Genomic DNA, 2,165 nt, shown 5'->3' on the forward strand with positions numbered 1-2,165 from the left:
TCGCGACGCCGTTCGGCCGCATGGCGATCGCCGTGGCATCCGCTCGCCTTCTGCTCGCGGGGGGGCGGGCGGGGGACTATCCACGTGGAGGGTGGGTCCACCTCCGGCTGTGGCTGGCCGAGCAGATCGCGGATCAGGTGGATGCCGTGGGCCTGGCCGGTGCACCCTGGGTGTCGTACTACGCGCGGGCGCTGGGCGCGCGCATCGGGCGCAACGTCGACCTGCACGCCCTTCCGCCCGTCACCGGACTCCTCGTCATCGGCGACGGGGCGTCGATCGAGCCCGAGGTCGATCTGACCGGCTACTGGATCGACGGAGACCTGGTGCGCATCGGAGAGGTGCGCATCGGCAAGGGGGCGACCATCGGCGCCCGTTCGACCCTGGCGCCCGGCACCCGGATCGGCCGTCGCGCCGAGATCGCGCCCGGGTCGGCCGTCTTCGGCCGCGTCAAGGCCGACCAGTCGTGGGCCGGTTCTCCGGCCGTGCGCGTGGGCGGCACCGCGAAGGACTGGCCGTCCGATCGTCCGGCGGCGCCCACCCGGTGGCTGTGGGCCTACGCGGCCTCGGCCGTCGTCCTGGCACTTCTGCCCCTGGCGTCCTTCACCGTCGGCGGTCTCGTGCTCGCGCAGGGGGTACGTGGAAGCGACACGCTGGCGGCCGCGGCGGGCGCGGCCTTCGCGTGGCTCGTGCCGGCGGTCGCGGTCACGGGCCTGGTGTTCGCGGCATCCGTGGTCCTGCTCGTGCGGGTGCTCTCGATCGGCCTGGCCGAGGGGACGCACCCCGTGCGCAGCCGGGTGGCCTGGCAGGCGTGGACCATCGAGCGTCTGCTGGATGCCGCGCGCACCATCCTGTTCCCGCTGTACTCGTCGCTCTTCACGCCCGTCTGGCTGCGGATGCTGGGGGCCCGGGTGGGGCGTGACGTCGAGGCGTCGACGGTCCTGCTCATCCCCTCGATGGCCCGCATCGAGGACGGGGCCTTCCTGGCCGACGACACGATGGTCGCGTCCTACGAACTGCACGCCGGGTGGCTGCGACTTGGCCCGGTGCGCATCGGCAAACGCGCCTTCCTCGGCAACTCGGGGATGGCGGCGCCCGGTCACCGCGTCCCACGCGACGGCCTGGTCGCGGTGCTGTCGGCGGCCCCCGCCAAGGCGAAGGCGGGCTCGTCGTGGTTGGGCTCTCCGGCCGTCCGGCTGCGACGGCAGTCCGCCGAGGGCGACGAATCGCGCACCTACCGCCCCACCGCCGCCCTGCGCCTCGCGCGGACGCTGTGGGAGCTCGGTCGTTTCGTCCCGGTCGTGGTGACGTGCGGGATCGGGCTGGGCGTGCTGTTGACCCTCGCCGCGCTGTGGGAGGGACTCGGCCCGGTGTGGGCGCTGCTGCTGTCGGGCATCGTGATGCTGGCCGCGGGTGCCGTCGCCGCCGGGGTGTCGACGGCCGCGAAGTGGACGATCGTGGGGGTGATCCGCGCGGGCGAGCAGCCCCTGTGGTCGAGCTTCGTGTGGCGGACCGAGGTGTCCGACACGTTCACCGAGATGGTCGCGGCGCCCTGGTTCGCCCGCGCTGCGGCCGGGACCCCCGCCCTGGCGGTGTGGCTGCGCAGCCTCGGCGCGACGATCGGCCGGGGAGTGTGGTGCGACAGCTACTGGCTGCCCGAGCCCGATCTCGTCACTCTCGGCGACGCGTCCACGGTCAATCGGGGTTGCGTCGTGCAGACGCACCTCTTCCATGATCGAATCATGAGCATGGACACGGTCGAGCTCGAACCGGGCGCCACGCTCGGTCCCCACAGCGTGGTGCTGCCGGCATCCACCCTCGGAGCGCACGCGACCGTGGGACCCGCGTCGCTCGTGATGCGCGGCGAGACCGTACCGGTCGGTTCGCGCTGGAGCGGCAATCCCATCGGCCCGTGGCGTGCCGTCAAGGTCCGCGCCTACCAGTCGACGACGTGAGCGCCGCCGACCCCTACGCCCCGCAGAGCGGTGACACCTCGTACGACGTCGACTCGTACGACCTCGCGCTCGGCTACCGGGTGCGCACGAACCGTCTCGAGGGGACGGCGACGATCGTGGCCGTCGCGCGCGTCGACCTCGCCTCGTTCGCCCTCGACCTCGTCGGCCTGCGCACGACGAGGGTGCGCGTCGACGGCGCCGCCGCGCGCTTCG

1 protein-coding gene and 1 pseudogene are annotated in these 2,165 nt (G+C 73.3%); both read left to right on the top strand.

Annotation, left to right across the window (positions count from 1 at the left end; genetic code table 11):
• The coding region (locus DBR36_RS10155; protein WP_308810947.1) for a Pls/PosA family non-ribosomal peptide synthetase at positions 1-1,952 on the top strand (1,952 nt) is incomplete at its 5' end.
• Positions 1,949-2,165, top strand: a pseudogene (locus tag DBR36_RS10160) (M1 family peptidase); the annotation flags it as partial. The gene DBR36_RS10155 and the pseudogene DBR36_RS10160, both read left to right, overlap by 4 nt.

Source organism: Microbacterium sp. HMWF026, assembly GCF_003061325.1.
GTDB classification, from domain to species: Bacteria; Actinomycetota; Actinomycetes; order Actinomycetales; family Microbacteriaceae; genus Microbacterium; species Microbacterium testaceum_E.